Source organism: Flavobacterium notoginsengisoli (genome assembly GCF_014207905.1).
Taxonomy (GTDB): Bacteria; Bacteroidota; Bacteroidia; order Flavobacteriales; family Flavobacteriaceae; genus Flavobacterium; species Flavobacterium notoginsengisoli_A.
This window is the reverse complement of record NZ_JACHLB010000001.1, coordinates 1,546,609-1,569,449: the sequence shown is the minus strand read 5'-3', so window position 1 is coordinate 1,569,449 and position 22,841 is coordinate 1,546,609. Positions and strand designations below refer to the sequence as shown.

Below are 22,841 nucleotides of genomic sequence, written 5' to 3'. Positions count from 1 at the left end.
GTACAATTTATTGTTTAATAATTTTGATTGTTGTCTGTTTGCCATTCTTATAAGTGAGCGCAATAAGATATACTCCACTCGGATATTGGCGAAATGGAATATTTTTGGCACCAGTATTTTGAAGATCACCATAAGATTCCAAAACCTGTCCAGTTATTCCATATACATTTATGGAACTTATTCTATTATCCGCTGTTTCCCATTTTATAAAAAGTTCTTCTTTTACAGGATTTGGATAGTAGGAAAAAGTATCCTCAGGTGAAAATTGCTGCATATCTTCTTCAGCCAGAACTTCAATTTCTTTAATTTCTTTCACTTGTTTACCAGTACATCCGCTTAAACACAGAGTACGGCTAGTTTGATTTCCTGCTACATCGTAACCAAAAATAATCTTCTGCTGGGAGTAAGATAAAGTACAAGATGCTATTAATATTATAACTAACAATTTTTCTTTCATGTTTTTTTAATTAAAAGATTCTTACAAAAAAAAGCAAAGAAAAATAAATTTCACTTTCGCTGCAAAAAGCTATTGTTAAATTTTTGATATTAGTTTTATGTAAAAAAATGAGCAGAAAAAGAGGGATAGATATACTATTTAAGTGAATTAGCGAATTTTGCAGAGGCTTTAAAAGATGTATTTACAATCTTACTAATAACTTTAGTAATTCAAAATTATTCTACTATTCATTCTAAAAGAGGACGGAGAATACCAAAAACTCATCAATGTTTAAAAAATTGTTTTCTCAGAGACTAGAAAACGGTGCAAAATGACGTTAATGAGGACGAATTGATAAGATTCAAAAGAAAATGATTTCTAAATAATCAACAATTTGGTGATGTAAATATGCTTTACAATGTCGTTTTATTTACCATTTCTTAAGGATAAAATTTTAGATAAATTTAAAAAGTGAAAAGAAAAAGATATTAAATAAGTGGGCTTAATATTTTTAAATCATCTGCAAAATGGTTCGAGAATTGTCCCGTTAAGGCTACAACGATAAAAGCTTCAGAGAAATCTGGAGCTTTTTTTGTTTTAATAGTTGTGTAAAGATTTTGATTTTATTTAGCTCACAAACAAGATGGTGCTAACAAGAGTATAATATTTATATTTGTTTAAACAATTCTATTAATGCATTTTTTGTTGCAAGATGATGCGCAGTGTTTTCAGACGTTTTCCAGTCACCGTCGACAACTGAAAATTTTAAAACAACATTATTGTTATTGCTAATTGTCGATAAAACTTCGATAAATCTTAATATCACTGGTTTAATATATTCTTCATGGTATTTCGGAAGTTTTTCTTCTTCAGCTTCCCATTCGTATGTATAACAATTAATAGAATTATTAGTCTTACTATATAGATCTCGAATATATTCTATTTTTTCATTATCTCTCTCAATATCTAATTTTATTTTGACTTTACCATATCTACCTGCATTCATTCTGTAAATCTCATTTTCTCCGTATAAGGGAAGTTTAGACAAATCTATTTCTCTCAAAAGATTATCTAAAATTTGATGATATTCACTTCCAAAAATTATTTCGCTCATTTTAAAAAAATCTAAATTTTATTAAACCATAAAAAATATGGTTTTTAATAACTTAACTAAAAAGATAAAATGACATCCTTTTATATCATAGTTTACCTTTTTGTAAGCGAATATAAGGAATGTTTCTAATACAATTTATGCAGATAAAATTTCATTAACATCATAAACAAATCGGTTAGATAATTGAATGCTTCCCGCTACTAAGTAAAAGCTTCAGAGAAATCTGGAGCTTTTTTGTTTTTAACTATATTTAATCTTTATCAGCATCTCGTTGAGTTCACGAGCGGGACGCTCGCGCTAGCAGGGGAAACAAAGCTGATAGACTTAAATTTTTAATAAAATATTTTTCTCACAACAAACATTACAATTGAAAATACGCATGCAATTACTACGAATAAAAGACGGTAAAATCTTGAATTTTGATAAATGCCATAGATATTATCATTTGATACTTTTTTAGAATTGATTAGTTCCCTTATCGAAATAAAAACAACTATAATCAATAAAATAATACATAAATAATCCATATTCCAAAATTTACTTTAATTTATCAATTTGATTATTAGTCTAATTGACGGGAAGTTTAGACTAACTTATTTCGCGCTATTTAAAAAATTTAAATTTTATTAAACTATTGAAAGATGTGGTTTTGGCAACTTAACTGAAAAGCACTAAAATCACATCATTTTAATATCATAGTTTAACTTTTTATAAGCGAATATAAGGAATGTTTCTATACACAATCTATGCAGATAAAATTTCATTAAAATCATAAAAAAATCGGTTAGATAATTGAATGCTTCCCGCTACTAAGTAAAAGCTTCAGAGAAATCTGGAGCTTTTTTTGTTTGTTTACTTTATAAACTAGCGAACGGTATTTTTTTATTCTTCAAAATCAACAGACACACCACCTCTAAATATTTTTAAATTAAGCATAAAAGTTTTACATTAGCAATGCAATCGATTACATTAATTTAAAAATTAATCAAATCATGAAAATAAAACATTATACATTTTGTTTAGTAAGCCTTTTTATTGCTTCTGTTTATGGTCAAAAGCCAGTTCCTATAAAACCAAGAATACTTATTAGTACCGATATTGGCGGAACAGATCCAGATGACAATCAATCTATGACGCATTTACTAATGTATAGTGATAAATTTGAAATCGAAGGTTTAATTTCATCCCCCTCTTATGGAAATGGAAGTAAACAAGAAATAATTCGAATGATTGATTTGTATGAAAAAGATCTTCCGAAACTTCAAAAACACCAGTCTGGATTTGCATCTCCTGATTATCTGCGTTCTATAACAAAACAGGGATATCACGGAAATGTTTCTTTTATTGGTTATTCGAAAGCTACAGAAGGATCTAATTGGATCGTGAAATGTGCTCAGAAAAAAAGTTCGCAACCTTTATGGGTGTTATGCTGGGGAGGTTTAGAAGATTTAGCACAAGCTTTGCACGATGCGCCTGATATTCAAAATAAGATTAAAGTGTATTGGATAGGTGGTCCAAATAAAAAATGGAGCGCTAACAGCTATGCTTACATTGTTGCTAATTTTCCCAATTTATGGTTTATCGAAAACAATTCTTCTTATTATGGGTTATTTTCTCCAAGTGATGAACCTGATAATGTGCTTATTTCAAATTATTATTCTAAACACATTAAAGACAAAAGCTTTTTAGGAAAAGATTTCATCAACTATTATAAAGGAGAAGTCAAAATGGGAGATACACCTTCCCTCCTCTACATGATGGATGGAGATCCCAACGACCCAACACGCGAAAGCTGGGGCTGTAGTTTTGAAAAATTCAATTACAGTCCTCGAATGGTACTTGACAGAACAACAACCATTAAAGACACGATAGCTTTCTGTTCTATAATGGAACTACGATTTACTGTGCCGAAATCAAAAGCAAAAAAAGAATCTATAGGCTTTTGGATGGAAGTCCCTTATGGAAAAACAATTCAGAAATGGCCAGGATATTATATCGGAAATGATGTTTATGCTATAAGATATATTCCCAAAAAGGCAGAGGTCTTAAATTATAAATTATCTTCTGATATTCCAGAAATTAATGGAAAAACCGGCGCATTAGTTGCAACGAACTTATGGCCTGGAAAAACGAGTCAAAAAGATTACCAATTAGGCAATAATTGGTTTACTGACAAACATGATTCAAATCTTTATTTTGGTAAAATTCAAGGAGGAAAAACAATTTCAAAATGGAGAGATGAAATTCTATTAGACTGGAGCAAAAGATGGGAATGGTTAAATGAATAAATCTCTATTTTTTTAGCCAATAATAATGTTTAAAGAGTTTTTACAATAAAAAAAGCTTCAGAGTTCTCTGAAGCTTTTTTTATTAGATAAAGTAATATTTATTTATGAGCAAGACACTACCAAATCGTTATCCTATCTTTCTCAGGCAAATACATTTTATCACCTTGTTTTACATTAAATGCATCGTAAAAAGGTGTCGTATTCATTAGCGGACCATTAACACGCCAAGTTGGTGGTGAATGCGGATTATTGTTAATCCATAAGCGCAGGAATTCGTCTTTCATTTTTACTCTCCATATTCTGGCTATAGAAATAAAGAATCGCTGATCTGGGGTAAAACCATCAATTTTTTCTTTCCCTTTTCCTTGTTCTGTCATTTTAAAAGCATCGTAAGCAACGGCTATTCCAGCAATATCTGCTGTATTTTCGCCAACTGTCATGGCACCATTAATATGTAAATTATCTAAAACGGTATAGGTACTATACAAATTGATAACTTGCTGTATTCTTGATTTAAACTGCGCATAATCTTCTTTTGTCCACCAATTTTTTAGGTTTCCATCCTTATCATATTGAGCACCTTGATCATCAAAAGTATGGGTTATTTCGTGACCTATAACCATTCCGATTCCTCCATAATTAAGTGCATCATCTGCATCATTATCAAAATACGGAGATTGTAAAATACCGGCAGGAAAAACAATTTCATTTGCCGTAGGATTGTTATATGCTGTGACAGTTGGCGGTGTCGTATACCATTGTGATTTATCGACTGGTTTTCCCAATTTTGCTAATTGAAATTGATATCCAGCTTTAGCAGCCGAAACCACATTCTCAAAATAGGTATTTCTAGCTATATCTACATTACTATAATCTCTCCATTTATCTGGATATCCGATTTTCTTTGTGATGGCGAATAATTTTTCTTTCGCTTTTTGCTTCGTAACAGGACTCATCCATTTCAAATTATCAATTCTTTTGGCGTAAGCTTTTTGCAAATTATTCACCAAATCTAACATACGCTTTTTGGCATCTTCAGAAAAGTATTTCTTCACATACAATTCGCCCAACGCTTCGCCTAAATAATTATCAATAACATTGGCCATTTTTTCGCCACGTGATTTTTGAACGGCTTGTCCAGAAAGGACTTTTGTATACTCAAATGAGGCATCAGCAAAAGGTTTGCTTAAATAATCTGCATATCTTTCTAGAGAATTTGCTTTTAAATAAATCTTCCAATTATTAATAGGAATGGTTTTTAAAAGTTTATTGAGAGCATCATAATAAGCTGGCTGAGATACATTAATAAAATCAGTCTTTGCTCCTAAATTATTTAGAAAAGCAGTCCAATTTATATTAGGATGCCTTTTTACAAGGTCTGCTACAGCTATTTTGTTATAATTAGCATGAACATCACGAAGCTCCACTTTTGTCTTGTGCGAAACTGCAATTTGTTTATCAATACTATAAACCAAATCAGCGTTCTTTTTAGCCTCATCGGCATTGCTGCCTGTTTGCTGAAATAATGTAGCAAGGTACTTTTTATAAGCTTTCTGTATCGCAACAGTCGATGAATCTGACTTGAAATAATAATCTCTGTCTGGCAAGCCAATACCCGTTTGATAGATTTGGGCAATATTCATTTTGCTGTTTTTATCATCAGTAGACACTCCAAAATTTACAATAGAAGAATTGTCAGCTTTCACCTCATTCACTACAAAATTCATTAGAGAAGGCAAATCGTTAATTGCGTCAATTTTAGCAAGCAAGGGCTTGATAGGTTCGTAACCGCGTTTGTCTATCATTACAGTATCCATACCAGATGCATAAAAATCTCCGACCTTTTGTGCTATACTCCCTTCTGCATTTTTACTTTTAGAAATACTGTCTAATATTCCTTGCATTCGAATTCGTTGCGGAAAATTCATAAACATATACGCCCCTACTCCAGATTGAGATGCAGGTATTGATATAGAATCATACCATTTTCCATTTACATATCTAAAAAAATCATCTCCAGGACGTAATGTAGAATCTATTCCCGTGATAGTTATATTTTTTTTCCTTTCATGTTTTGAACATGATGTAAAAGCTAAAAACGCAATAAAGAGCACTAATGATTTTTTCATAATCTAGATGGTTTCTATTAAAATGAATCTATTTTGGATAATTAATTTAGTAGAACAAGATAAGAATTCAGTTTTTAATTATAAAGTTTTCCTTAGAATTACTACTGATGAAAATCAGAATTTTAAGTTCTGACCTCAACAGGATTATGGCCAAATCAATCCTATTTTTAGTTAATCATTTCTTAATCTGTAAAAAAATTCATTCGTATTACTATAAATTCGCTCTGTCAATTCGTATGAAATAAGCTATATTTTAAAGAACGACGCATTACCATAATATCCAAAAAACAAATCTTAAACCAACTTTTATCTAAAAAAATTGATTTATACAACACTTTTAAATATTGCGGTTTTTCAAGGAACAGTTTTAGGCTTTATTATTCTAAAATCTTCCATTTTCAATAGTAATTCAAATAAATATTTAGCGTACTTACTATTTACACTTTCAATTATTTTACTAAATCATGTTTTTGAGGTTGAAAATGTACTCACCACCTATCCTTTTCTGCACTTTATTGACAACATCGAATGGATATTTCTATTACCTCCATTTCTATTCCTATTTATTATAAATCGGATTGATAAAATTGTAAAAAACAAGCAAAAATTCTATTGGTATTTCATTCCATTTGTTTTTTCTGTCCTCCTTAATATTGCTCGTGATCTAGATCATGTTGCAGGATTTTATACTATACCAGAGTCGAGCATCTATCTATTCAAAATACTTGGTTTAATTCATCTTATCCTAGCAGTCACTTTTATTCCGTTTCTTATTTGTTACTGTTATTTTTTAACAAGGTATTTAAAAGATCCACAGGAAAAAAAATGGATTATTACCTTACTAACAATCATATCTTCATCGATATTTGCTTTTCTTATTATCTATCTAACAAGCTTATTTATACAATTTGACCTTTCTGCCACTATGAGCATTTTGGCTTTAGCTGCAACATTCATAATTCACTGGACGTCTTACATGGGCATATACAAATACAAACTTGCCAAGAATAAAGAAGCCGTCTACAATTTTCTAAACCACGATTTAACTATTTCATATGGCAATTCTCAAATTTTAGAAGATACAAGAGTTGAAGAATATAGAGAATCCATCACAGCAGATAATCCTTATTTCCAAAAACTAGAACTTCTTTTTAAAGAACAGCATATTTATACTGACAGCACTTTAAACAGAGAAAAAGTTGCTGAAAAACTAGGCATAAGCGCAGGATATTTATCCCAAATTGTAAATACAATAACAGGAGACAACTTTGCCAATTATATAAATTGCTACCGAGTTGAAGCCGTCAAGGAAATGATCTCAAACCCTGAATATGAAAATTATAATTTGCTTGCAATGGGTTTAGAATCTGGCTTTACTTCAAAAACAACTTTTTATAAAGCATTTAAAAAAGTTACTGGCCAAACACCAAACGAATACAAAAACGCAAGTAAATAAGTACCGATTTGTACAGTTTTAAGCTTTTGAAACCTCTTTTAATTTTTCTTGAATGAATTTTGGCCTAAATAATTCAAATCACTTTTTATGAAAAAAATTTTATTACTAGCTGTCTTTACAGTTTTAGGATTTATGAATGTCAATGCTCAAGAAATTAAATTTGGAGCTAAAGCAGGTTTAAACTTTTCAACTGTTAATGGAAGTAACACCGATAACATTGATTATGTAACATCCTATCATGTTGGTCTTGTATCGGAAATTCCAATTTCTGAAAAGTTTTCTTTTCAACCTGAATTGATGTATTCTCGTCAAGGTTATAGCTTCAATAATGATGTAGTTGCTATGAATTATTTAAATATTCCTTTAATGGGAAAATATTATGTAACAAAAGGATTAAGCCTTGAAGCTGGACCTCAAATAGGTTTTTTACTTTCTGCTAAAAACGAAGAAATGAAGGTAACAAATTCATTCACTACTTTTGATTTTGGTGCTAATTTTGGCATAGGCTATAAACTAGAAAACGGACTTAATTTTAGCGCAAGATATAACTTAGGAATAACTAGAGTTGATACTGATAATAGAAATGGAGTATTTCAAGTATCGGTTGGTTACTTCTTTTTCTAAAATGGAATAATTCAACGTGATATAAAAACTGCGCAAAAGTATAGACCTTTGCGCAGTTTTGTTACTTTTCTGAAATCTCTTTCAATTTATCCAACGCTTTAGGATAAGTATTTTGAAAGTAATCCAAATATTCATCTATAGTATCCATATCTACAATTACGGTTGTTAAGCCATTATTTTCTTGAAAGGTATAATTTTCGTGTCCACCCGCCCATTTTTCTACCTCTTCGCCTGTCGTAACTTCAGTATCTCCGACCAAAAATCCGTAATGACGAATAGAAACAAAATTAGCAGGTTTATGTTCTTCAATTTCCGAAATCATCCCCCCTTTTTTACCATTTTCATCCGTACCTACAAAAAGAATTTTACTTCCTTTATCCCAACTGCCTTCGTATGTCGAAGTCGGATTAAAAGTGGCTACCCAATATTCATAAGTAGCTTTGTCTTTTAAACCCAGCATCGTTTCATATACCTTTTGAGCCGATGCGTTAATCTCTTTCTTAAATTGTAATTTTTGCATTGCTTTTTATTTTAGTTTTCAATTATTCTTATAGCAATATATTTTCGCATTCAATAAAATTACATATAATATCCTGACATTCTTTGTTTTTGATTGCATTTTTAAGAAACATAGAAAACCTCAAAACTGCACAAATTTGTGACAGTAATGAGGCCCGCTAAAAACTATATATTAGCCGATTCAAATTGTTTTAGATCTCTGGTGTTTTTTTGTACAGCAAGAGCAGAAAACAGTCCGAGTACAAACGACATTCCGAAAAATCCTTTTTCACTGAGCAATAAATCGGCGTTCCAAAGTCCTATTATTAGCAATACTATTGAAGCAATTGTACTAAACCAACTTATACTGTAATACAAATCGGTTACTGGTATTCCTTCTAATCTGTCACGCACACTTTTTTGAACAGATATGACAGAAAAAAGTCCAAAAAGAAGAATGGTAAAATAATACCCTTTTTCGTTGTAAGCCATATCAGAATTATAAAGTCCGATGCAATAAGAGGTCATACCTATAAGCAATGTCATCCAAGATGCGCCAACAAAAGCGGCACTTGGCTTTAAAGGACTATTCCCATTATTTAATCTTACATTTTTTGATTCTGAATTGTTGTTTGATTCATTTGATTTTAGCGGTTCCATAATTTTATGTTTTATAATTATGAGGCAAATGTCAGAAGGAATGAGAAGTTGTAAAAGTCAATTTACATTAAAAACTGACGACATAAAAATACATTTTATTATATTTACTTAAATAATTTTATTTTTATGAATGCGCTACAAGAGATATCAAACATAATGAATGAAACTGAAAAAAAGCTATTTATTCAGTATTTATCGCAAAAAAACAAGCGCAAAGATGTTGGTAATATCGAATTATTCAATTCATTAAAAACTGACGATATAAATTATAAAAATAAACTTTTAAAAGACAAAAAAAGTATAGATGCTTATCATGCGCTCAGAAAAAGACTTTATGACAACATGATTGATTTCATGGCGAATCGGACTTTTGAAAATGATACTTCGCAAGAAAATACTATACTTCGTCTTATTGTTGTAAGCCGTTTGTTTTTTGAACATCAGCTCATAAAGACAGCTTTTAAATGTTTGGCTAAAGCCGAAGAAATTGCATTAGAGATTGAGCATTTTAGTCTTCTTAACGAAATCTATCTGACTCAAATACAATTCGCTCATTTCAATCTCTCTGAACCAATTGAAAAAATTATAGTAAAATTTAAAACAAATAAAAAAAGACTAGAATATGAAGAACAACTCAATTTAGGGTATGCAGTTTTACGCCGTGAACTTGCTGCTATTTACCACAAAGGAAGAATAGTAGATTTTCAAGCGCTCATAAAAAACACGATTGAGACACACGGAATATCATTAAAACAGGGATTAACTTTTAAATCTCTGTATCAAATATTATTCATTGCTAACGAATATGCTTCGATAAACAATAATTTCTCGCTCATTGAACCTTTCGTTCTTAAAAGCTATCGATTCATTAGCAAAAAAAACGATCTCACAGATAGGCATCTATATTACCATATATACATCTTATATTTTATAGCAAATTTCTATTTCCGTAATGGCCAGTTTACTGAATCTCTAAATTATCTGACTTTGATGTTTGCAGAACTCCAAAAACAATCTGGAAAATATTACCAGCGTTTCTGCCTTAGATATTTTTTATTGTTAGCCTTTAATGAAAATTATATTGGCAACTTTCAAAAAGCAATCGAAATTGCCGAAAACTCACTTTCGTCACACAAAAAAGCTGATCCAAACGATAGTAACGACATTCGCCTCATGCTTATTGTTTTTTATATACAGCAAAATACAGGACGAAATGCCGCAAAAGAAATGGCAAAATTAAACCATACAGACAGCTGGTACGAAAAGAAAATGGGAATGGATTGGACCATAAAAAAATGCCTTGTCGAGATACTTTTGCATACACAACAGGAAAATCCAGAACTGGCTTTATCCCGAATAAAGAGTTTTAAAAGACGTTATAAAAAATATCTTTTAACAGTAAATGAAGAACGCGTTGTGCATTATCTTTTATTTGTGGAACAATATGTACTGAAACCCGAAATTGTAAAAACCCAAAAGTTTCAAAATGCAATTGAAGATTTCATAATTGCAGCGCAAAACGGACCGAAAGATATTATAATAATGAGTTTTTTATCCTGGCTGCTCGCAAAAGTGAGGCGAAAAACGGTTTACGAAACGACTTTGGAACTTTTAAAAACGTATTTCTCTATTTCCTACCTTAAATAATTGACGAAATAAAAACATTTCTCAAATAAAACACGCAAGAATATTCTTTAAAAACAAACGAAAATCAATTTTTATTTATTTTTTTTCATTCAAAAAAAACCTGCCTAATCAACTTTCTTTATACAGAACAATCAATTATTACTCAAATAAATACAATTCACACAACTCAGTTTATTTACTGTAAACTGTCTTTAAAATTGATATTATTTAAAACATTAGAAGAAAGTTTTTCTAAAAAGTCTCTTGTATAATTCAAAATTAATTCTAATTTTGCACCCGCAATACAAAAGCAGGTCCGTTCGTCTATCGGTTAGGACGCCAGGTTTTCATCCTGGTAAGGGGGGTTCGATTCCCCCACGGACTACTTTCAAAGACAAAGCTTCAGAGAAATCTGGAGCTTTTTTTGTTTATATTTACTCCGCCTAAAATGTTTGATAAAAATCATAGTATAAAACAATACTGAAACCAAATCTAGTAATGAAACAAAAACTTACAGCTCTTTTATTTGTATTTACTGCTATAAATATGTTTAGCCAAGCGCCTGCCAGTAAAACTAATTATTCGAATAAAACTTTGACTGCAACAGACATGGTGACTAATAAAGCCTTAAAACCGCTTAAAAAAGTTCCATTAGACGAAGCATCAATTTTGATTTATGATTATGACGGTTCTCTTTTTTCATGGGATTTAGAATCAGAAACTATTGTTTGGACTGTAAAAGCCGCAGATGCAAGTTCTGAAATGTGTGCCAACAAAATAACTCTGCAAGATGGAGTGGTTTATGTTCCATTTATTAATGGTGAAATTTTTGCGATAGACAACCAAACTGGCGCCATTTTTTGGAAATCTAGATTAGGTTCTATCACAGATCAAATTGTTTTAAAAGATCAAACACCAATTGTTAGCAACGGAAAATTATTCATCATTGCTCAAAATCAAAATCAGAGCAGTAATTTGTATGCGCTTGATTTAAAAGACGGCAGTTTAGCATGGAATTTCAAATTTGATACTGCAATTAATGACACAACACCGCTTTTATTCGACAATAAAATTTTCACTCAAAGCGGAACAAATGCTTATGTTTTTGAAGCCAATACAGGAAAACTTATTAGCCAAAAAACTTTTGAGGAAGCCATGACTGGAAATGCCGTAACAGACGGACAAAATGTATTTATGGCAAGTGAAAAAAACAATCTTTTCGCTTTAAATCCGAATAGTCTGGATATTGTATGGCAGTTTAAATTTGATGAAAATCAAAACAATGTTAAGGAACGCATAATCTGTAAAGACAACAAAATATATATTGGAGCTCAAGGTTCTCAAGTTTCTTCTCTTTATGCAATTGATTCAAAAACTGGAACTCAGCTTTGGAAAACAGATTTTAAAGATGATAACATCGAATACATTGTCAAAGAAAATGAGAATATCTGGGGCTACACTCGTAAAAAAAGACTTTTTGAATTGGATTTAGCAAACGGAGAAATCGCATTTGAAGCTAAACTAACAACATTGCCAATTTCAAATTTTGAATTCCCAAAAGAAGATAATTTATTATATTATTACTGTGATGCTGGATTAATTCAATTTGATTTGAATGAGAAAGACGAAAACATGTATTATATGAGAACTTCTCTTGCTGATAATCCGTACAGTGCTTATTTAAAGATAATTCGATAATTTTTTAGAAATAGAAAGCAAAAAAAAGCGAAAGAATCACTTTCGCCTTTTTTTATTTAGCAATAAACTCAATTGCTTTTTGCAAAACCTCATCTTTTCCTTCTTGAATTCCTTTTATAGTTGGATTGGCTTCAATATCTATTTTTAATCCTTTTCGTTGCGTTTCAGATTTATTAGGATAAAAAACTCCGAGACCACTCATCTTAGATTTAAAACCAACAAATTCAATCTCAGAAACATCTCCATCTGCACCCGAAGTCTGACTGCCAATTGTAGTTACATTATCTCCTGCTTGAAACATCATGGTAGAATATTCAGATGAACTTTGTGTATTTGAATTTACTAAAATAATAACTTTTCCAGAATAATACTTACCACTCATTGGCGTTATTGTCTTGGGCTTCTTTTCAAAAAAATGACCTGGATAAGAGAGATCTGGCTGAATTACTCTTGCAAATATTTTTTCATTTTTAATAAATCTTCTTGCAATTAAAAAAGGCATAAAATTCATAAATGGCCCTCTATAATCAATTATAATTGCTTTTGTGTTTTTAAAATCTGTCATCATTTTATCGACATCTTTCATTTCAAGCAAATTCATATCAGCATAACCGATATTTCCTTCCAAAATTTTATACTTTTCTCCTGTATCTTCTTTTATTTTAAAATCCTTAAAATAATATCTCGCCCAGTTTTTTTCCGAAATCACTCCGTTTCTATTCAAAGTTACTTTTACAGAATCTGTAGAGCCATTAAAAATGAAAGCATAAGCATTTTTCATTTTCACATTCAAATTCGAACCGTTGATGTACTTTGCATTTTCATTAAAAATATCAATAACCTTTTTGCCATTAACTTTTTCAACGACATCTCCAATTCTTATATCTGATGTTTTCGAAAGACTTTCATCATAAAAACCATCTATAACAACCTTATTATCAATTATTTTAAATGTCGCTGGAATATGTTTTCTGCCAAAAAAATCGCTTATTTCTTTTGAATAAAAAGTAGCATGAGAATCATCTAACTTCATAATCGTTTCTGATATTGCCAACTGATATTCTATTGTATTTTTTGCTTCCAAAAATCTCGGAATCATTTCGATCAAAACGGCGTCCCATTTTTGATCCATTTGATATTTGTACGGAAAAAAATATTCGACTACATTCCAATATCTAAATAATCCTAAAAGTCTAACATTCTGTTCTGGATACTCAAAATTTGGATATTGAATTTCGTTTTGGATTTCGACATTATCATTCGTCGCAAATTTTACATATTTATTGGATCCTTGAGATCGGTTGTTTTCGATGTATTTTAATTTTGAAGTTAATTCCTCAGTGTACAAATTCGTGTTTTGTATCCATGAAAGATCAAAATTTTCATCAAAAGATTCTTTTTTATCAGCTGCATTACAGGATTTACAAGCTTTAACTTCTCCCAAATCTGCAATCCAATTCAAGTATACTTTTGATAATTCTTCTTTATTTTCAGATTTTAAAACTTTCGGAATCATTAGAAATAACTGCTCATCCCAATTAAAATTTCCTTTAGCAACATTAGGATGATAATATTTTAAAAAGCCCCATATTTTACACAAAGAAGCCATTCTTTGCACTTCATTTTCATTCAATTTTACAACAGATATATTTTGACTAAAAGCCAATGGCATAAAAAAACAAATAAACAATACGGCAACGATTTTTTTTCTCATCATTTGAATAAAGCTTTTTAAAATTTAAAACAGTTTTTTAATTCGAAAATAAACAATTTAAAAATGCAATTTAGTCGATTGTTTGATGTAACTCATTACAAAAGAACTCTGTACTTTACTGATATTCGGAATATCAGATAATTTTCTAATAAAATCATTAAACGCTTCTGGGTCTTTTACTACGACTTTCAAAACGTAATCAAAAATTCCGCCCGTTACATAACCTTCTACAACTTCATCGAGTGCGGCAACTTGTCTCGAAAATTCTTCAACAAGATCTAAACGCTGACTGGTTAAAGAAAGATTAATAATGACCGTAAAATTCAATCCTACTTTTTTCGGATCAATTATCGCGACATAATCTTTTATATAACCTTCGTTTTCTAGTTTTTTGATTCGTTCATAAACAGAAGTTCGCGACATATTTAATCGTTCTGTCAAGTCTGTAATATCGAATTTCGAATTTTGCTGAAGTATTCGAAGTAATTCTATTTCTTGTTTGCTTAAATCTTGCATCGGATTTTTTCCAGTTAAGGTATAAATTTTATTCCATTTTGGGACATAAAACCAAATTTAAATCAATTTAAAGAATTAAATACATATTTAAATTCAAAATTACGCTCTATATTCTTTGTTTTATACTTTTGAATGAACAAAACATATTTTCAATTCAAAAATGAACAAATATATTATCATCGTAATTTTAGGCGCATTGAGTTTCGGAATGTTGTCTTCATTCGCCAAAATCGCTTATGGAGAAGGTTATTCTCCAGCCGAAATTACTTTAACGCAAGCTCTTTCAGGAACCATAATTTTATGGTCGATTGCTATTTTCAAAAGACTCAAAAATGGCACAAAACTGCAATTAAATTGGAGATTGCTTTTAGCAGGAACTACAATGGGTTCTTCCGCATATACTTATTATTTATCTGTAGCTTATATTCCGGCATCATTAGCCATTGTTTTATTAATGCAGATTACTTGGCTGAGCATTTTGGTCGATTGGATATTCTTTAAGAAAAAACCAAGTGCAATAGAAATTAGCTCTGCTCTTTTTATCATTTTAGGAACTGTTCTCGCAGGAAATCTTTTAGATTTAAACAGTGCGAATATTTCATTTAAAGGAATTGCCTTAAGTTTATTATCTGCTATACTTTATACGCTTTACATAGTTTTTACAAGCAAAATCGGAAAAGAAACTCCGATGTTTGAAAAAAGTGCTTTAATGACCAGCGGATCGGCAATGATTATCTTTTTAATAAATTGCGAAGCCATTACAAACAGTACACATCTGGATTTCGGATTATTGCAATGGGGAACTTTTCTAGCTGTTTTTGGAACCGTAATCCCTCCTATCTGTTTCACCGTCGGAATGCCAAAAATTGGCGCAGGATTGAGTTCTGTTTTGTTAACTTTAGAATTACCTGCCGCTGTTTTCTGTGCACATATTATTTTGGGCGAAAAAGTAACTTTTTTACAGCTTATTGGAATTGCCATAATGCTTGGCGCTATTGTGTATCTCAATATTTCAAAAAACAAAAAAGAAAACGCAATTAAATCAAAAACTGCGGTATGCTAATTAACATCAACGGAAACAATCTTTTTTACGAACATCAAAACGATTTTGAAAATCGCCCGACAATGGTTTTCTTACATGATTCTTTAGGATGTGTTGAACTTTGGAGAGATTTTCCTAAAAAGATTGCCGAATCTTGTCAATGTAATATTCTAATTTATGATCGATTAGGTTATGGCAAATCTGATGCAATGCCAACTTACATTCGACCAATACATTATTTAGAATTAGAAGCCGTAATTTTAAATGATTTAGTAGAAAAACTATCTATTGAAAGTCCTATTTTATTTGGTCACAGCGATGGCGGTTCAATTGCTTTAATTGCCGCAGCAAAATATCCAAACAAAATAAATGGAGTTATTTGCGAAGCCGCTCATATTTTTGTAGAAGACATCACACTCAACGGAATCCGCAAAGCTGTTGAAGCCTACCAAACAACAAATCTAGCTGCAAAACTTCAGAAATATCACGGCGATAAAACCCAAACTATTTTTAAAGCTTGGACAGAAACCTGGCTTCGAGAAGATTTCAGAAAATGGAATATAGAATCTTTACTTCCTCAAATTCAATGCCCTCTTCTATTTATTCAAGGTAAAAATGATGAATACGGAACTTTAAATCAAGTTGAAAGAACAATCAAATTAGTTCACGGAAAATCTCAAAAACATATTCTTCCAGATATTGGCCACACTCCGCATAAAGTAGCACCAAAATCTGTAATAGATATGGTTAAAAAATTCACAACCAACTATTAAGCTGCTTTTTTGGCCATTCTTTTTTTACACTCTAAAATCCTAAGTTGATTTTCGGCACAAAGAAGATGCTCTTTTGTACCATTTTTTTGAATTTCGATTAAATAATGAAAATCTCTCTCTTTGGTTGTAGATTTTATTATTAATCCTTTTTTAAAATCCATTTTTCTTTCTACTACCGTAGCAGTGTAAGATCTCCCGCTCAATGCAATGTAGGTTACATTTTGTCCTTTTAAAAATTTCATCGTTTTAGCTTTTCAGTTAAAAAATGTTCGTAAATGCTAATAAGACAAAATCGATCTTAAGGGGGATTAATCAATTTCTTCTTTAGTGCTGCAATATAGAAATATTGAAAAATTCGGTACCCCGTATTTATACCTGTTTTTGCATTTTGAAAAGTTAAAGTTTTGGAAGTCCATTTTTTTTGCTTATAGAAATTTGATACAATTTAGAACAGTCATTTTCAATTCCTTTTCACCTCAAATGAGTAGTTTTGAAAGAATGATTTTCTTTTTAAAAATAACTAAAATTCGGGAAAAATGGTACATGAAAGAGTGATGGAAAAACTAGCAATTTTAGCAGATGCAGCCAAATATGACGTTTCTTGTTCTTCGTCTGCAGGTCAGAACAAACGAAAAAATTCAAACAAGGGATTGGGCGATACAGGAAATGGAATTTGTCACGCTTACACCGAAGACGGTCGCTGTGTTTCGTTATTAAAAATCCTTCTTACCAATCATTGCATTTTTGACTGCGCTTATTGCGTAAGCCGAAAAAGCAACGACATTAAACGTGCTGCCTTTACAGTTCAAGAAGTAGTAGATCTTACTATTGGTTTTTATAGAAGAAATTATATTGAAGGATTATTTCTGAGTTCAGGCATTTTTGACAATCCTGATTTCACTATGGAACGTTTGGTTAGAATCGCAAAGAAATTACGATTAGAAGAAAACTTTAATGGATATATTCATTTAAAAGCTATTCCCGGCGCAAGTGACGAACTTATAAAAGAAGCTGGAATGTATGCCGATCGTTTAAGCGTAAACGTCGAAATGCCAACAGAAAAAAGCCTGAAATTATTAGCTCCAGAAAAAAATCATGCCGATGTAATTAAACCAATGGAATATCTGAAAAATGAAATTATTGGTTATAAAGAAGAAAAAAAATCCAATTTTAAAGCACCGCTTTTTGCTCCAGCCGGACAAAGCACGCAAATGGTAATTGGCGCAACGCAAGAAAATGATCTTGAAATTCTCGGAATGGCAAATTATTTTTACGAACAAATGAATATGCGTCGCGTGTATTATTCTGGTTATGTGCCAATAAGTTACGACAGCAGGCTTCCCGAAATTGGAACTCCCGTTCCGATGATTCGAGAAAATCGTTTGTATCAAGCTGATTGGCTTATTCGCTTTTATGGTTTTAATGTTAATGAAATTGTAGGCTTTGATCAGCCAAATTTAGATCTTGATATTGATCCGAAATTAGGATGGGCTTTGCGAAATCTAAATCAGTTTCCTGTTGATATTAATTCGGCAGATTTAGAATTGATTTTGCGTATTCCTGGAATTGGAGTTACGAGCGCCCAAAAAATTGTCAGAGCACGAAAATTCAAAAGATTACAACCAGAAGATTTGAAAAAATTGGGAATAGCTTATAGTCGTTCAAAATTTTTCCTTGCCTTTTCTTCACCTTTTTATTTGCAGAAAGATTTGTCTTCGATGCAAATAAAAGAACAGATTCTAAACATCCAAAATAGCAAATACAAAAACAATTTTTCGAACCAGCTTTCTTTATTTCAATAATGACACTTTTAATTTACGACGGCACATTTGGAGGCTGGCTTACAGCTGTTTTTGAGATTTATGAATATAAACTCAAAGACGTTGTTTTTGCCAAAAATGAATCTTCAAACTCATTACTTTTTTCGAATACACACCATATTGAAACAGACCCTAAAAAGGCAAATCGAGTTTTAAATGGCTTGAAAAAACATCTTTCTACACATGGAATTACAAATCTCTACCACGCTTTTTTTTCTGAATTAGATCAAATCGAAGAAAATCTATTTCGCTTTGCAGAATATGTTTTGTCAAGCCCCGTAAATATTGAGGGAGATTTAAGCAATAATGCAGTTTTAAACGTTAGAAAAGCGGCTCATCTAACAGGAAAAGAAAGTCATAGAATGAAAGCTTTTGTTCGTTTTAAACTAACAAAAGACAATTTATACTACGCCATTGTTGAGCCAGATTGCAATGTATTGCCATTGATTCAAAAGCATTTTAAAGATCGTTATGCAGACCAGAAATGGCTTATTTATGATTCCAAAAGGAAATACGGAATTTATTATGATTTAGAACAAGTTGCTACGGTCCAATTAACATTCGATTCAAATCCTTCGTCTTCAAAATTTCTTGCCGAAATTTCAGATGAGAACGAAGAATTTTTTCAGAATTTATGGAGAAACTATTTCAGCAGTGTCAATATTGAATCTAGAAAAAATACCAAACTTCATATTCAACACATGCCAAAACGATATTGGAAAAACTTGACAGAAAAGATTCCAAATCTTAAAAAATAGGATTTATTTCTTGTAACTTTTTTTCAAAGCATCTAATAATTCTACCATATCTACAACACCATAAGTCGAAGAATAATCAGAAACGGCGTAAGGTAAAATCAAGCTATTATTGTGAATAATGGCTCCGCAAGAATAGACAACATTGGGTACATAACCTTCGCGTTCGTCTTCTAAAGGAGACAATAAAGGTTCAGCAAGCCTTCCGATTTCTTTTGAAGGATCATCCAAATCAAATAATGACGCGCCAATGCAATAACGTCTCATTGTTCCGACACCGTGCGTAATAACAAGCCAGCCTTCTTCGGTCCAAAGTGGCGAACCGCAATTTCCAATTTGGGTTAATTCCCAAGTAAATCTTGGCTGTTGTAACAAAATTGGAGTATTCCATTGCGTAGCTCTATCCGAATACATAATGTAATTGTTAACACCGTCAATTCTTGCCAACATCGCATATTTACCTTTTATTTTTCGAGGAAATAAAGCTAAATTTTTGTTTTGAGCACCTTCCCCATGAAGTGGCATTACTCTAAAACTATAGAAATCTTCCGTAGAAATTAATTTAGGTAAAATTGTATGTCCGTTATACGCCGTATAGGTTGCCATAACACGCACAGAATCATCATCATCTACAAAACGCACAAAACGCGCATCTTCGATACCTCGGCTTTCTGAGTCTGAAATTGGAAAAATAACACGCTCTGTAATGTCTGAATCGTGTTTGAACTGCAAATCATAAAAAGAATTCGCCAGCCATAATATTTCCTGCAAAGCTGTTTTTCGCTCTTCCCTATTTGTTGGGTCGCTCAAAGCGTTATTGAGCATATTCTTTAAAATGGCAAACTCAAATTCATCAGGAAGATCTTGCATTATCTGGACAATATATTTGTCCGTCGTATGCATTTCTGATAATTTGGTTAAAAAACGTTCTTTATTAAATAATGTTTTATGTTCGATTTCGGCTTTATCAATATGATTTCCGATTTTCATTATTTGAAGATTGTTATCTCTATCTAAAATTCCTCTTCTAAAAACAATAGAAGAAATATGCCCTTCGCCAGTTGCACGAAAAGAAATAACAACGCGTTTTTCGCCAGCTTCCAAACCTGTCTGATCAAAATCTTCTACAATTGAAGGGTTAAAAATAGCGGCAGATTCTATTGCATATTCCATTGTGCAATAAGATCCGATAAGCATTTTTCGATCTAAAGAAAGTGAATCAAAATCAATCTGCATTTCCTCAATAATCGGTCTGATTCGCTCACAATGCCTGAAAAAAACAGCCGAAATATTTCTATGGCGTCTTGCAAATTCGCGTAGTGTCTGCTCTAAGGTTTGCAAAACCTCTTTTTCTTCAAGAGTCATTATTCGAAGAACCATTTGTTGGGTTCTTTCAATGCCATTCATAAAATATCTGGCAACAACTCTTCTGGAATCTGGTGTAAATTTTATACTTTTTCGAACTACTGATACTCGCATAGTGGCATTTTTTAAGAAAATTATATTAAGTGAATCATTTATTCTACAACAAGTTAGTAATTTTTGTTAAAGAAAAAAACTTAATTTTTTATTAAAACTCCCATTTCACTTCAAAAAACAAACACTTTCTGGCATATCCAATTGATTAAACTTTTTTATAATTTCGTTCCTCAACCACATTCAAAAAGCAATGAAGAATAAAGTTAAATTTTTGAGGGAAGAAAAAAACATGACTCAAAATGAACTTGCCGAAAAATCTGGACTTTCGTTAAGAACGATTCAGCGAATTGAAGCAGGTAATATCTTAAAAGGATTTACTTTAAAAACCATTGCGCAAACTTTAGAAACAACACCAGAAAATCTTTTTGACAAAGCCGATTTTTTCGATGTAGAAAGAGCCAAAATCATCAACATTTCTATTATGATGGGCTCTGTAATTCCGTTTGGAAGCATTATAGTACCGTTAATTTTAACCAATAAAAGTAAAGATTCTAAAACCAAAGAAATCGGAAAACAACTAGTAAGCGTTCAAATCATTTTGAGTCTTTCGCTTGCCATTTTACTTATTGTAAGCCCATTTCTTCAAAAGGCTTTTTCTTTGCAATTTCCTCTTTTTCTTGTGCCGTTAATTGGTTCTCTTTGCTTAAAATTAATTGTTGTTTTAATAAACGGAATCAGTTTAAATCAAAAACAAGAATTATCTATAAAACTGAAAAACAACTTCTTATAGCTAAAGTCACAAAACTGTCGTAAAACTGTCGCCTAGTTTTTTCGCTCAAATCGGAATCAAAACCCGAATCTTGCAGAAAAATTTAGACATGAAAATATTGAAGAAAATTGCAATCGCCAGTTTAGTTATAATCGTTTTATTTTTGTTGGGAGGATATTTTTATTTCCAAAAGAAATTCACTCCGCCAGAAAATTATTTAACCGTTTCTGGAACAGCAGAAAATATTCCGATGAAATGGATTTCTTCCGATGAAAATCTACATTCTGCATTACTTTTTCCAATAAAACTAGAGGGAATTAATCAAACGTTTTACATGCAATTTGATTCTGGTTCGCCAATTACTGTTTTCTATAAAAATGCATTAGAATCGATTTCAAAAAAGCATCAAAATCAACTGCATTTCAATTCTGAAAAAAATCAAATTGCGACACATTTTACAATTGGAAAAATGGATATAATTTCTAGCAATTTCGAAGTTTTAAATTATGGAAATAAAGTAGATTTTGAAGATCCAAATGCCGAGAATATAATCGGAACGATTGGAACCGATTTATTAGAAAAACGGATTACTGTTTTAGATTTTAAGAATAATAAATGTTCTTTTACGGAACAAATTCAGGAAAAAAACTTCGTGGATTTTGAATTCAAAAAACGTAAAATTTTAATTTCGGCAAAAGTAGAAAATGAAAATTTAAAGTTGCTTTATGATTCTGGAACAAGCGGTTACGAATTGATTACAACAAAAGAAGTTTGGAAAAAATATAAAAATACAAACAGTAAAATAAAAACTGAAAAAGGAAATTCTTGGGGAAATACATTGTCGGTTTTTTCCGCTTCCGCGAAAAAGAAAATCCTGTTCGGAAATTTAGAATTAAATCTTTCGGAAGTTACGCATATTGAAGGCACATCGGACTTGCAAAAATTCTTAATGAAACGTTCAGGAATGCAGGGCATGATTGGAAACAAACTTTTCCTCAACCATAAACTGACTCTCGATTGCAAAAACCAAAAATTTAAACTGGAATAAAAGTATAATTTGACCTTAAAAGCGAACTTATATATTAACCGAAATAATTCTTTTTACGTTCTCAATAAAAGTCTGCGTATCTTTTATTTCTTGTTTTATCGTAACATGATGATCATCTAAATTATATTGCTCAATCATGTCTTTTTTCAAATATTTTATCATTGATTCAAGACTGCGCGTATCATTTTGACCTTGATTTTTTAATTCACGATCTTTGCTTTCTAGATATTTTAAAGTTTCTTTTAACTTCTGAACGTTTAATTTTCCTGTCATAAATACTGCTTCAAATTATAAAAAAAAATGGCTAGGAATGCTGTAAGATTCTGTTCTTCCAAAAACTACTATCTTTTGAATTTGCCTCATTCCCAACCACTGTATTTCCCCAATTACGTTGAATTCGAATATTTGGTTTTAAGGAAAATTCATTTTTTTAGGGAATTCAATTATTAAAAAAAA

At 31.2% G+C, this 22,841-nt stretch carries 21 protein-coding genes and 1 tRNA gene; 12 read left to right on the top strand and 10 right to left on the bottom strand.

Annotation, left to right across the window (positions count from 1 at the left end):
* Window positions 1–7: 7 nt before the first annotated feature.
* Together HNP35_RS06785 and HNP35_RS06780 are read right to left on the bottom strand one after the other, a co-directional pair.
* Window positions 8–457 (bottom strand): T9SS type A sorting domain-containing protein, encoded by a 450-nt coding sequence (locus HNP35_RS06785; protein WP_184157598.1) that lies wholly within the window; start codon window positions 455–457, stop codon window positions 8–10.
* A 646-nt stretch (window positions 458–1,103) separates the two neighbouring features.
* Window positions 1,104–1,550, bottom strand: coding sequence for a hypothetical protein (locus HNP35_RS06780; protein ID WP_184157600.1), 447 nt, complete (start codon window positions 1,548–1,550; stop codon window positions 1,104–1,106).
* A 992-nt stretch (window positions 1,551–2,542) separates the two neighbouring features.
* Here HNP35_RS06780 and HNP35_RS06775 point away from each other — a divergent pair.
* Entirely contained in the window at window positions 2,543–3,838 is a 1,296-nt protein-coding gene (locus tag HNP35_RS06775) for a nucleoside hydrolase-like domain-containing protein (protein ID WP_184157601.1), read from the top strand.
* Window positions 3,839–3,954: 116 nt separating this feature from the next.
* Here the strand turns inward: HNP35_RS06775 and HNP35_RS06770 are convergent, their stop codons facing one another.
* Complete coding sequence (locus tag HNP35_RS06770; RefSeq protein WP_184157603.1) at window positions 3,955–5,967, bottom strand: M13 family metallopeptidase; 2,013 nt, start codon at window positions 5,965–5,967, stop codon at window positions 3,955–3,957.
* 319 nt (window positions 5,968–6,286) lie between these two features.
* Here HNP35_RS06770 and HNP35_RS06765 point away from each other — a divergent pair, with 319 nt between their 5' ends.
* Both HNP35_RS06765 and HNP35_RS06760 read left to right on the top strand, forming a co-directional pair.
* Window positions 6,287–7,423 carry a helix-turn-helix domain-containing protein gene (locus HNP35_RS06765; protein ID WP_184157605.1) on the top strand — a complete coding sequence of 379 codons (1,137 nt, stop codon included), beginning with the start codon at window positions 6,287–6,289 and terminating at the stop codon, window positions 7,421–7,423.
* Between the two features lie 87 nt (window positions 7,424–7,510).
* The gene (locus HNP35_RS06760; protein WP_184157606.1) at window positions 7,511–8,047 is read left to right on the top strand and encodes a porin family protein; all 537 of its coding nucleotides are present in this window, start codon (window positions 7,511–7,513) and stop codon (window positions 8,045–8,047) included.
* 61 nt (window positions 8,048–8,108) lie between these two features.
* Here the strand turns inward: HNP35_RS06760 and HNP35_RS06755 are convergent, their stop codons facing one another.
* Window positions 8,109–8,567, bottom strand: coding sequence for an SRPBCC domain-containing protein (locus tag HNP35_RS06755; protein ID WP_184157608.1), 459 nt, complete (start codon window positions 8,565–8,567; stop codon window positions 8,109–8,111).
* A gap of 164 nt (window positions 8,568–8,731) precedes the next feature.
* Entirely contained in the window at window positions 8,732–9,205 is a 474-nt protein-coding gene (gene yiaA, locus HNP35_RS06750; RefSeq protein WP_184157610.1) for an inner membrane protein YiaA, read from the bottom strand.
* Between the two features lie 156 nt (window positions 9,206–9,361).
* On the opposite strand from yiaA, the gene HNP35_RS06745 reads away from it, so the two are divergent.
* The 3 genes from HNP35_RS06745 to HNP35_RS06735 all read left to right on the top strand — a co-directional run bounded on the left by HNP35_RS06745 (window position 9,362) and on the right by HNP35_RS06735 (window position 12,529).
* Window positions 9,362–10,852: a hypothetical protein gene (locus tag HNP35_RS06745; RefSeq protein WP_184157612.1), complete on the top strand. Its 1,491-nt coding sequence runs from the start codon at window positions 9,362–9,364 to the stop codon at window positions 10,850–10,852.
* A gap of 292 nt (window positions 10,853–11,144) precedes the next feature.
* Window positions 11,145–11,216: transfer RNA gene (locus HNP35_RS06740), tRNA-Glu, on the top strand.
* A 113-nt stretch (window positions 11,217–11,329) separates the two neighbouring features.
* A complete protein-coding gene (locus tag HNP35_RS06735; RefSeq protein WP_184157613.1) occupies window positions 11,330–12,529 on the top strand; it encodes a PQQ-binding-like beta-propeller repeat protein in 1,200 nt (399 codons plus the stop codon).
* Between the two features lie 52 nt (window positions 12,530–12,581).
* On the opposite strand, the gene HNP35_RS06730 is transcribed toward HNP35_RS06735, so the two are convergent.
* Window positions 12,582–14,246 (bottom strand): S41 family peptidase, encoded by a 1,665-nt coding sequence (locus HNP35_RS06730; protein ID WP_184157615.1) that lies wholly within the window; start codon window positions 14,244–14,246, stop codon window positions 12,582–12,584.
* 54 nt (window positions 14,247–14,300) lie between these two features.
* Window positions 14,301–14,759, bottom strand: coding sequence for an Lrp/AsnC family transcriptional regulator (locus tag HNP35_RS06725; RefSeq protein WP_184157616.1), 459 nt, complete (start codon window positions 14,757–14,759; stop codon window positions 14,301–14,303).
* 160 nt (window positions 14,760–14,919) lie between these two features.
* Between HNP35_RS06725 and HNP35_RS06720 the strand changes: the two genes are divergently transcribed.
* Together HNP35_RS06720 and HNP35_RS06715 are read left to right on the top strand one after the other, a co-directional pair.
* Entirely contained in the window at window positions 14,920–15,822 is a 903-nt protein-coding gene (locus tag HNP35_RS06720) for an EamA family transporter (protein WP_184157618.1), read from the top strand.
* Entirely contained in the window at window positions 15,816–16,574 is a 759-nt protein-coding gene (locus tag HNP35_RS06715; RefSeq protein WP_184157620.1) for an alpha/beta fold hydrolase, read from the top strand. The genes HNP35_RS06720 and HNP35_RS06715 overlap by 7 nt, the downstream gene beginning before the upstream one ends.
* On the opposite strand, the gene HNP35_RS06710 is transcribed toward HNP35_RS06715, so the two are convergent.
* On the bottom strand, window positions 16,571–16,816 hold the full coding sequence (locus HNP35_RS06710; protein ID WP_184157621.1) for a hypothetical protein: 246 nt from the start codon (window positions 16,814–16,816) through the stop codon (window positions 16,571–16,573). The genes HNP35_RS06715 and HNP35_RS06710 overlap by 4 nt on opposite strands.
* Before the next feature lie 294 nt (window positions 16,817–17,110).
* Here HNP35_RS06710 and HNP35_RS06705 point away from each other — a divergent pair, with 294 nt between their 5' ends.
* Window positions 17,111–18,376 carry a putative DNA modification/repair radical SAM protein gene (locus HNP35_RS06705; protein WP_184157623.1) on the top strand — a complete coding sequence of 422 codons (1,266 nt, stop codon included), beginning with the start codon at window positions 17,111–17,113 and terminating at the stop codon, window positions 18,374–18,376.
* Window positions 18,376–19,152: a TIGR03915 family putative DNA repair protein gene (locus HNP35_RS06700; protein ID WP_184157625.1), complete on the top strand. Its 777-nt coding sequence runs from the start codon at window positions 18,376–18,378 to the stop codon at window positions 19,150–19,152. Before HNP35_RS06705 ends, HNP35_RS06700 begins: the two co-directional genes overlap by 1 nt.
* Before the next feature lie 3 nt (window positions 19,153–19,155).
* On the opposite strand, the gene HNP35_RS06695 is transcribed toward HNP35_RS06700, so the two are convergent.
* The gene (locus tag HNP35_RS06695) at window positions 19,156–20,628 is read right to left on the bottom strand and encodes a glycoside hydrolase family 130 protein (RefSeq protein ID WP_184157627.1); all 1,473 of its coding nucleotides are present in this window, start codon (window positions 20,626–20,628) and stop codon (window positions 19,156–19,158) included.
* 190 nt (window positions 20,629–20,818) lie between these two features.
* Here HNP35_RS06695 and HNP35_RS06690 point away from each other — a divergent pair, with 190 nt between their 5' ends.
* Both HNP35_RS06690 and HNP35_RS06685 read left to right on the top strand, forming a co-directional pair.
* Complete coding sequence (locus tag HNP35_RS06690; protein WP_184157629.1) at window positions 20,819–21,358, top strand: helix-turn-helix transcriptional regulator; 540 nt, start codon at window positions 20,819–20,821, stop codon at window positions 21,356–21,358.
* Window positions 21,359–21,446: 88 nt separating this feature from the next.
* Complete coding sequence (locus HNP35_RS06685; protein ID WP_184159674.1) at window positions 21,447–22,385, top strand: hypothetical protein; 939 nt, start codon at window positions 21,447–21,449, stop codon at window positions 22,383–22,385.
* Window positions 22,386–22,412: 27 nt separating this feature from the next.
* Here the strand turns inward: HNP35_RS06685 and HNP35_RS06680 are convergent, their stop codons facing one another.
* Entirely contained in the window at window positions 22,413–22,658 is a 246-nt protein-coding gene (locus HNP35_RS06680) for a hypothetical protein (protein WP_184157630.1), read from the bottom strand.
* Window positions 22,659–22,841 lie beyond the last annotated feature (183 nt).

Excerpts from the sequence above, each read along its gene's own strand:
- HNP35_RS06785 (WP_184157598.1), bottom strand. The coding sequence starts at position 457 with ATGAAAGAAAAATTGTTAGTTATAATATTAATAGCATCTTGTACTTTA.
- HNP35_RS06780 (WP_184157600.1), bottom strand. The coding sequence starts at position 1,550 with ATGAGCGAAATAATTTTTGGAAGTGAATATCATCAAATTTTAGATAAT.
- HNP35_RS06775 (WP_184157601.1), top strand. The coding sequence starts at position 2,543 with ATGAAAATAAAACATTATACATTTTGTTTAGTAAGCCTTTTTATTGCT.
- HNP35_RS06770 (WP_184157603.1), bottom strand. The coding sequence starts at position 5,967 with ATGAAAAAATCATTAGTGCTCTTTATTGCGTTTTTAGCTTTTACATCA.
- HNP35_RS06760 (WP_184157606.1), top strand. The coding sequence starts at position 7,511 with ATGAAAAAAATTTTATTACTAGCTGTCTTTACAGTTTTAGGATTTATG.
- HNP35_RS06755 (WP_184157608.1), bottom strand. The coding sequence starts at position 8,567 with ATGCAAAAATTACAATTTAAGAAAGAGATTAACGCATCGGCTCAAAAG.
- yiaA (WP_184157610.1), bottom strand. The coding sequence starts at position 9,205 with ATGGAACCGCTAAAATCAAATGAATCAAACAACAATTCAGAATCAAAA.
- HNP35_RS06745 (WP_184157612.1), top strand. The coding sequence starts at position 9,362 with ATGAATGAAACTGAAAAAAAGCTATTTATTCAGTATTTATCGCAAAAA.
- HNP35_RS06735 (WP_184157613.1), top strand. The coding sequence starts at position 11,330 with ATGAAACAAAAACTTACAGCTCTTTTATTTGTATTTACTGCTATAAAT.
- HNP35_RS06730 (WP_184157615.1), bottom strand. The coding sequence starts at position 14,246 with ATGATGAGAAAAAAAATCGTTGCCGTATTGTTTATTTGTTTTTTTATG.
- HNP35_RS06725 (WP_184157616.1), bottom strand. The coding sequence starts at position 14,759 with ATGCAAGATTTAAGCAAACAAGAAATAGAATTACTTCGAATACTTCAG.
- HNP35_RS06720 (WP_184157618.1), top strand. The coding sequence starts at position 14,920 with ATGAACAAATATATTATCATCGTAATTTTAGGCGCATTGAGTTTCGGA.
- HNP35_RS06715 (WP_184157620.1), top strand. The coding sequence starts at position 15,816 with ATGCTAATTAACATCAACGGAAACAATCTTTTTTACGAACATCAAAAC.
- HNP35_RS06710 (WP_184157621.1), bottom strand. The coding sequence starts at position 16,816 with ATGAAATTTTTAAAAGGACAAAATGTAACCTACATTGCATTGAGCGGG.
- HNP35_RS06705 (WP_184157623.1), top strand. The coding sequence starts at position 17,111 with ATGGTACATGAAAGAGTGATGGAAAAACTAGCAATTTTAGCAGATGCA.
- HNP35_RS06700 (WP_184157625.1), top strand. The coding sequence starts at position 18,376 with ATGACACTTTTAATTTACGACGGCACATTTGGAGGCTGGCTTACAGCT.
- HNP35_RS06695 (WP_184157627.1), bottom strand. The coding sequence starts at position 20,628 with ATGCGAGTATCAGTAGTTCGAAAAAGTATAAAATTTACACCAGATTCC.
- HNP35_RS06690 (WP_184157629.1), top strand. The coding sequence starts at position 20,819 with ATGAAGAATAAAGTTAAATTTTTGAGGGAAGAAAAAAACATGACTCAA.
- HNP35_RS06685 (WP_184159674.1), top strand. The coding sequence starts at position 21,447 with ATGAAAATATTGAAGAAAATTGCAATCGCCAGTTTAGTTATAATCGTT.
- HNP35_RS06680 (WP_184157630.1), bottom strand. The coding sequence starts at position 22,658 with ATGACAGGAAAATTAAACGTTCAGAAGTTAAAAGAAACTTTAAAATAT.